Origin of the sequence: Vulcanococcus sp. DEBay_Sum22DG08_74 (assembly GCF_017852955.1) — a bacterium.
In the GTDB taxonomy this organism is placed as follows: Bacteria; Cyanobacteriota; Cyanobacteriia; order PCC-6307; family Cyanobiaceae; genus Vulcanococcus.
Map to the genome: position 1 here is coordinate 1 of NZ_JAFMKL010000086.1, position 6872 is coordinate 6872.

9 protein-coding genes are annotated in these 6872 nt (G+C 66.4%); 4 read left to right on the top strand and 5 right to left on the bottom strand.

Features of this window, described 5'->3' with window-relative positions:
• Positions 1 to 145: 145 nt before the first annotated feature.
• Positions 146 to 454, bottom strand: a complete 309-nt coding sequence (locus QZ184_RS08870) for a hypothetical protein (RefSeq protein ID WP_296419153.1) — start codon at positions 452 to 454, stop codon at positions 146 to 148.
• Positions 455 to 525: 71 nt separating this feature from the next.
• On the opposite strand from QZ184_RS08870, the gene QZ184_RS08875 reads away from it, so the two are divergent.
• Positions 526 to 1425: an AEC family transporter gene (locus QZ184_RS08875; protein ID WP_296419155.1), complete on the top strand. Its 900-nt coding sequence runs from the start codon at positions 526 to 528 to the stop codon at positions 1423 to 1425.
• Here the strand turns inward: QZ184_RS08875 and gap are convergent.
• The 3 genes from gap to QZ184_RS08890 all read right to left on the bottom strand — a co-directional run bounded on the left by gap (position 1404) and on the right by QZ184_RS08890 (position 3958).
• A complete protein-coding gene (gene gap, locus QZ184_RS08880) occupies positions 1404 to 2405 on the bottom strand; it encodes a type I glyceraldehyde-3-phosphate dehydrogenase (protein ID WP_296419157.1) in 1002 nt (333 codons plus the stop codon). The genes QZ184_RS08875 and gap overlap by 22 nt on opposite strands.
• A 92-nt stretch (positions 2406 to 2497) precedes the next feature.
• Positions 2498 to 3037 (bottom strand): hypothetical protein, encoded by a 540-nt coding sequence (locus QZ184_RS08885; protein WP_010317866.1) that lies wholly within the window; start codon positions 3035 to 3037, stop codon positions 2498 to 2500.
• A 72-nt stretch (positions 3038 to 3109) separates the two neighbouring features.
• The gene (locus QZ184_RS08890) at positions 3110 to 3958 is read right to left on the bottom strand and encodes a cation diffusion facilitator family transporter (protein WP_296419159.1); all 849 of its coding nucleotides are present in this window, start codon (positions 3956 to 3958) and stop codon (positions 3110 to 3112) included.
• Between the two features lie 36 nt (positions 3959 to 3994).
• On the opposite strand from QZ184_RS08890, the gene QZ184_RS08895 reads away from it, so the two are divergent.
• From QZ184_RS08895 to QZ184_RS08905, 3 genes are read left to right on the top strand one after another with little or no spacing between them, the layout of a single operon-like run.
• Positions 3995 to 5107, top strand: coding sequence for an iron-containing alcohol dehydrogenase family protein (locus QZ184_RS08895; protein ID WP_296419161.1), 1113 nt, complete (start codon positions 3995 to 3997; stop codon positions 5105 to 5107).
• Positions 5100 to 5984, top strand: coding sequence for an alpha/beta hydrolase (locus QZ184_RS08900; protein WP_296419163.1), 885 nt, complete (start codon positions 5100 to 5102; stop codon positions 5982 to 5984). Before QZ184_RS08895 ends, QZ184_RS08900 begins: the two co-directional genes overlap by 8 nt.
• The gene (locus QZ184_RS08905; RefSeq protein WP_296419165.1) at positions 5977 to 6576 is read left to right on the top strand and encodes a DUF2993 domain-containing protein; all 600 of its coding nucleotides are present in this window, start codon (positions 5977 to 5979) and stop codon (positions 6574 to 6576) included. The genes QZ184_RS08900 and QZ184_RS08905 overlap by 8 nt, the downstream gene beginning before the upstream one ends.
• On the opposite strand, the gene QZ184_RS08910 is transcribed toward QZ184_RS08905, so the two are convergent.
• The coding region (locus QZ184_RS08910) for a phosphatidate cytidylyltransferase (protein WP_296419167.1) at positions 6573 to 6872 on the bottom strand (300 nt) is incomplete at its 5' end. The two genes, QZ184_RS08905 and QZ184_RS08910, sit on opposite strands and share 4 nt — an antisense overlap.

Consider the following 6872-nt stretch of genomic DNA (forward strand, 5'->3'; position numbering starts at 1 on the left):
GGCCTCGCGACCGCTTGTTGAACTTACATCACCGAGTTCCCTCGGCTTTCGGTTCGCCGCTCGTGATCTCGCGATCGCTGAGCGGCCCACAAACATACCAGAGCCGCTGTCGCCTTCGCTACAGGTCCGCGTTCCCTGGGAGGCCTCAGATGTCCTCGTCGGACTCCGGGTCACTCAGGAAGGTCTCCAGGGTCGTCAGCAGCAGGGCCAGGGCCGAATGACGGGCCAGGTCAGAGCCGCTGACGTGATCCAGCCACTGCCCTGAGAGTTGCTCGATCTGGGAGAACAGGGCCTGTCCCTCCCGCAGGCGCTCCATCACCCGATCGACGTTGGCCTCGTCGGTTTCCGGCAGGGGGCCAACGACATAGCGGCGACCGTCATCCCCCACATAGGTGAGGTTGCCGTCGGCATCAAAAATCGGGACCGCATGGGGTGTGATCGGTCTGTCCTCCACAGCTCCCCCTCCAACGGCTACCCCCTCGTTAGCTCTGCCCAGGCCCAAGAGCAAGCTGCCAGGCTGCAGCCATGCTTCGCCTCGTTCTGGAACTCGCTCCCTGCCTCCTCGGTGGGTTCTGGCTGGGCCGGCGTTTCCCAACTCTCCCCAGCCGCCTGGCACCACCGCTCTTGCGCTGGGGCATGCCCCTCAGCCTCACGGGACTGCTCTTAAAAGGAGGCCTGCCCCTCAGCGCGATCCCAATGGCGGGGCTTATTGCCGGCCTGACCTTTGGCGGCCTGCTCCTCTGCAGCCAGGCTCCTGGCCTGCTGCCCACCCGCAGCCTGCAACTGGGGGCGATGGTGGGCAACACCGGCTACTTCGGGCTTCCCGTCGCCATTGCCCTACTGCCCAGTGAGGCCCTGGGCTTCAGCGTCATCTATGACCTCATCGGCACCCTCATCACCTGGAGTGCCGGTCCGCTGCTGCTGTCGCCAGGGAAAAGCTCAGCCACGGCGATGACCCTGCTGAAGACACCCGTCGTTCAGGCCCTGCTCCTGGCCCTCCCCCTCGGACTCACCCCCTGGGGGCCCCTCCTGGGGCAATGGCTCTGGCTGCCCGCCCGAATTGTGCTCTGGATGCTGCTGCTTCTGGTGGGGATGCGACTGGGGCTGGTGCTCCAGCGGATTGATCAGGCGGACAAGGGCGAGAGGCCCTCACTGACCGGCGCCCTGGTGATCAAGCTGCTGCTGCTCCCCGCCTTGATGTGGCTGCTGAGCGGACTGCTGCAGCTGCCGGAACTGATGCGACAGGCGCTGGTCCTCCAGGCCGCTGCACCGACGGCGATGTCCGTGCTCCTGCTCGCTGAAGCCGCCGACGCCCAAAACAGAGGCGGCAAGGAAACCCTTCCCGCCGCCCGACTGGTGCTCTGGAGCAGTGGGGCCGCTGCCCTCAGCCTGCCGCTCTGGTTTCAGCTCACCGCAGCCATGTGAGTGATCAGGTCAATGCACTTGCAGCTGTAGGCCCACTCGTTGTCGTACCAGGACACCAGTTTCATAAAGGTGTCGCTCAGGGCCATTCCAGCGCCGGCATCGAAGACGGAGGTGCAGCTCTCACCCAGGAAATCATTGGAGACCACCTGGTCTTCGGTGTAACCCAGGATTCCCTTCAACTCCCCTTGAGAGGCGGCCCTCATCGCCGCCTTGACCTGCTCATAGCTGGCGGGCCTGGCCAGATTCACCGTGAGGTCGACCACGGAGACATCCGGGGTCGGGACCCGGAAGGCCATGCCCGTGAGTTTGCCGTTCAGCTCTGGAATCACCCGGCCCACAGCCTTCGCGGCGCCTGTGGAGCTGGGAATGATGCTCTGGCCGGCCCCGCGGCCACCGCGCCAGTCCTTCAGGGACGGGCTATCCACAGGCTTCTGCGTGGCCGTCGTGGCGTGGACCGTGCTCATCAAGCCACTGACAATGCCGAAGTTGTCGTGGACCACCTTGGCCAAGGGCGCCAGGCAGTTGGTCGTGCAGCTGGCGTTGGAGACGATGTCCTGGCCGGCGTAACTGCTGTGGTTCACCCCCATCACGAACATCGGGGTCTCGTCCTTGGAGGGGGCGCTCATCACCACCCGCTTGGCCCCGGCCTCGATGTGGGTGCGTGCCAGGGGATCCGTCAGGAAAAAGCCCGTGCTCTCGAGGACCGTGTCGACTCCAATGGCATCCCACTTGAGGTTGCTTGGATCCCGCTCAGCCGTAATCCGGATGGCGTTCCCATCGACCACCAGCTGACCGTTCTCCACCTTGACCTCGCCTTTGAAGCGGCCATGGGTGGAGTCGTAGCGCAGCAGATAGGCCAGGTAATCGACATCAATCAAGTCATTGATGCCCGCCACCTCAACCCCGGGAGTGGCCATCGCGCGGCGGAAGGCCAGGCGGCCAATCCGACCAAAACCATTGATGCCGATCCGAATGGTCAAGGGAAGGGACCCCGAATGCCACTCCCCAATACAGCGGGTGTTCCGGCTCTGTCGATGAAAAAACAGCAGACCTAGATCAAAAAGGCTGCCAATCAGCCCTCCTGGGGCTCCGTTTCAAATTGGTCGCTCAGCAGTCGACGCTGGTATTCCGCCGTCAGGGCATTGAGGTGCTCAGTGGCCGCTGCCGTCATCTCCTCATCGATCTGATCGAAAGCAGAGCCCTCTGGAACCGTGATCCCCAGCACCAACGCCAGGGCATCAAACAGACGCACCTGATCGTTCTGCCAGGCCTGGTAGTCGCCTGCGACCTCGATTAAGGCGTCCTGCTCCACCGTGCCGCGATCCACCTCCGAGCGGATGGTCTGGATCTGAGCCAGCCGCGCTGAGCTCACCACCGCATGGGCCGCCCCCAGGGCCGCCAGCGCATCGCTGGCCTCCCGCTTGAGAACACTCAGGTCCCTGTTGCGAACTGCCTTATCGATCGTCAGGGGCGAGCGCAGGCCTGGCATCTGACTGACGGCCGAGCGCTTCTGCGGCGTCGGAACCGGGCGCGCCGGCGGCGCTGGTTTCAGGGCTTGGCCCCAACGGATCAGGGCATTGCCCAGGCGCCGCCTCCAGCTGCGTCTTGCCATCCCCCTCCGAGTCGACCTGCTTCCAATCTGATGGGCCAGGGGCGAAATGGGTAGGGGAAAACCGAATGGCCCTCAGGACTGGGGCTCAATCTGCAGGGTGCTGTGGTCGATGCCCAGCTGGCGTAGGCGCTCCTCGCCAAGGCGGAGCAGATCAACCGATGGCTCGCTCTGCACCTGCAAATGGGCCGTCAGCGCCACCCGGCGGCCACCCAGGCCCCAGACATGGAGTTCGCTCACGCGCAACACCCCCGGCAGCTCCCGCAAGGCCGCCTCAATGGACTGCAGATCGTGCCCCTCCGGGACCGCATCAAGGCTCGCCGCCAGGGCTTGCTTCAGCAGCCCATAGGCACTGACCATCACCGCCGCGCCGACCGCAATGGCCGTGATCGCATCCAGCTCCGTGCGGCCGGTCAGCGCCACCAGGATCGCGCTGAGCAACACAGCCGCTGAGACCGCGGCATCGCTCAGCAGATGCAGCACCGCCGCCCGGCGATTGAGATCGAGATGGTCATGCGCCCCAAACAACCGGGCGGACAGCAAATTGATCGCAATCCCTGCAGCGGCAGCAACGGCCACGGGCCCAGCCACCAGGGGCTCGGGCTGCTGCAGCCGGTCCAGGCCTTCCACCACCACCAGCAGGCCCGCTGCAAACACCAGCAGGCCATTGATCAAGGCCGCCAGGTGGGTGCTGCGGCCAAAGCCATAGGTGAAGCGACCGCGGGGGGGCTTCAAGCTCAAGCGCTCAGCGCCCCAAGCCAAGAGCAGGCCCACCACATCCCCCAGGTTGTGGATCGCATCGCCGATCAAGGCGAGGGAGCCAAAGCCAAAGCCGATCGCCAACTGCGCTCCCGTCAGGAAGGCATTCAGCAGCACGCTCCAGCGAAACGCCCCAGCGTGATGGTGGTGGTCGTGGTGACCCATGTCCCACTTTTAGAGTGGATTTCTGGAATCCGGTCCATGGCTGTCTCCGCCGTTCAGCAACACGCCATCGCACCTGCCAACGTGCTGCGCGGCGAGGGAGCCTGGACTGAAGCGCTGCCGCTGATCGCGGGCCTGAACCAAGCACCGCTGCTGCTCGGCCGCAGCGCGGCCACCCGGGAACTGCGGCTCGGGCTCCAAGCCGATCTCAAGACGCAAGGCCTACGGGTGCTCAGCGCGGAGCTTGAGTTCGACTGCTGCGAAGAGGACCTCAGCCGTCTCGCGGAGCTGAGCCAATCCCAGGGCTGTGATGGGGTCGTGGCCTGCGGCGGCGGCAAGGTGCTCGATGCCGGCAAGTTGCTGGCCCACCGCCTGGGGCTCCCCTGCATCACCGTGCCCACCAGTGCCGCCACCTGCGCGGGCTGGACGGCGCTGGCCAATCTCTACAGCCCCCAAGGGGCCTTCCAAGGTGATGTCGCCCTGGAGCACTGCCCGGAGCTGCTGGTCTTTGACCACGGATTGGTGGCCTCAGCCCCCAATCGCACCCTGGCCAGCGGCATCGCCGATGCCATGGCCAAGTGGTACGAGGCCTCCGTCAGCAGCGGCGCCAGCCGCGATGGCCTAGTGCAACAGGCCGTGCAACAGGCCCGGGTGCTGCGGGATCAACTGCTGCTGGAGGCCGAGCAGGCCCTCGGGGAGGTCGGCGGCGAGGCCTGGGTGCGCGTGGCGGAAGCCAGCGGCCTGACGGCCGGCCTGATCGGAGGAATTGGCGGCGCCCGCTGCCGCACCGTCGCCGCCCATGCGGTCCACAACGGCCTGACCCAACTGGAGGCCAGCCACGGCCAACTCCACGGGGAGAAGGTGGGCTTTGGAATCCTGGTGCAACTGCGCCTGGAGGAAAGCGTCGGCGGTAGCCAGCTGGCGGCCCAGGCCAGGCGGCAACTGCTGCCCTTCTTCCAACGACTCGCGCTGCCCGTCAGCCTGAAAGACCTCGGGCTCGCCCAGGCCAGCCTCGCGGAGCTCCAGGAGGTGGCGGAGTTTGCCTGCAGGCCCGGCTCAGATCTCCATCACCTGCCCTTCAGCGTCGGTCCAGCCGATGTCCTGGCGGCCCTGGTCAGCACCACCGCCGCCCTGAGCAGCGTGGATGCCTGAGCACCTGGATCAGCGGCAGCTGCTGGAGCGCGCCGCCAAAACCCTGCTGGATCCCAAAGGACAGGCCATCGCACGGGCGGTGCAGTGGTGGGACCTGCCGAGCGCCTGCGACCAAACCCGTGAACCCTGGCCCGTGGCGGTCCTGGGCTCTGGAGCGCCGGTGCTGCTGCTGCATGGCTTTGACAGCTCCCATCTGGAGTTTCGGCGGCTCAGCCCGCTGCTCTCAGGCCACGCCCAGCTGTTTATCCCCGACCTCTACGGCTTTGGCTTCTGCCCCAGGCCCCAGGGGGGCGACTACAGCCCTGCGGGGGTGCTGCGCCATCTGGAAGCCGTGCTCGATGCGGTCCTCGAGCGCAGTGGCGCCCAGCGGGTCGGCCTGATTGGTGCCTCCATGGGCGGATCGGCGGCCGTGGAATTGGCCCGCCGGCGCCCGGATCAGATCGATCGCTTGCTGCTGCTTGCCCCAGCGGGGCTGACGGGAAAACCCATGCCGGTCCCGCCCCTGCTCAACCAACTGGGCGCTCGCTTTTTGGCCCTGCCGGCGATTCGGCGCGGGCTCTGCCGCAGTGCCTTTGCCCAACCCGACCGTGATGTCGGGCCCGCCGAGCTGGAGATCGCCTCGATCCATCTGCGCTGCCCCAACTGGGCCCCCGCCCTGGCGGCCTTTGCCGGCAGTGGTGGCTTCGGGGGCTGCGGGTTGCCGCTGCCGCAGCAGAGACTGCAGGTGCTCTGGGGCGCCAATGACCGGATCCTGCAGGGCAAAGCCAAGGCCGACGCCGCAGTTCTGTTAGGAGAGCGCATCACCGAGCTGAGCGATTGCGGGCATCTGCCCCACATCGATCAGCCCGACACCGTGGTGCGCACCTGGCATGGCTGATCCCGTTCTGCAGCTGCTGGCCAGTGGTCTGCAGTTCTGGATTCGCCAGCAATGCGAGTCCGTCGATCAGCTCGAGCTCCAGCTGCACGGCTCCACCCTGGCCCTGCTGCGGGGACGCCTCGAGGGGGTCAGCCTGGTGGCCCGCAAGGCGATCTTCAGTGCCCTTGAGATCGAGCGGGTGGAGCTGCGCAGCGGCGCGATCAGCGTCCAGATCGGCCGGCTCATGAAGGGGCAGTCCCTGCAGCTGGATCAATCCTTCAGCGTGACGGGCAGCGCCGAATTCAGTGGCCCTGGCCTGAGCCGCTCGTTTAGCAGCGCCCATTGGCGCGGCCTTGGCGATCAGATCAGCGAGGCGCTACTGGGGCTGACGCCGCTGCAGGAGTTGACGATCGCAGGCGACCAGCTGCTGGTGCGCGCCCAGGGCCGGGAGATGGCGACCCAGCCGCGGGCGGAGGCTGGCTGCGTTGTCCTGCAGCAGAGCGACGGCCCCCAGCGCTATGCCCTGCCCGGAGACCCCAACATCACCATCGAACGGGCGGAGCTGCAGTCCGGCCGGCTGCTGGTCAGCGGCAGAGCGACGGTCAGCCCCTAGGCCAGGAAGGTCACCACGGTGAAAAACACCGCCGGGATGAACAGATAGCTATCGATGCGATCGAGGATGCCGCCATGGCCGGGCAGGAAATCGCCCGAATCCTTGACGCCGGCATCGCGCTTCATCATCGATTCCGTCAGGTCCCCCACCAAGGCAAAGACCGTGACCGTCGCCCCGAGCAGGGCACCAATCGCCCAGCCCCAGTTCCAGCCCAGCAGCACCCCAAACAGAGCCCCGAGCAGCATCGAGCAGATCAGCCCGCCCAGGGCCCCCTCCACGGTCTTGCCCGGCGAGGT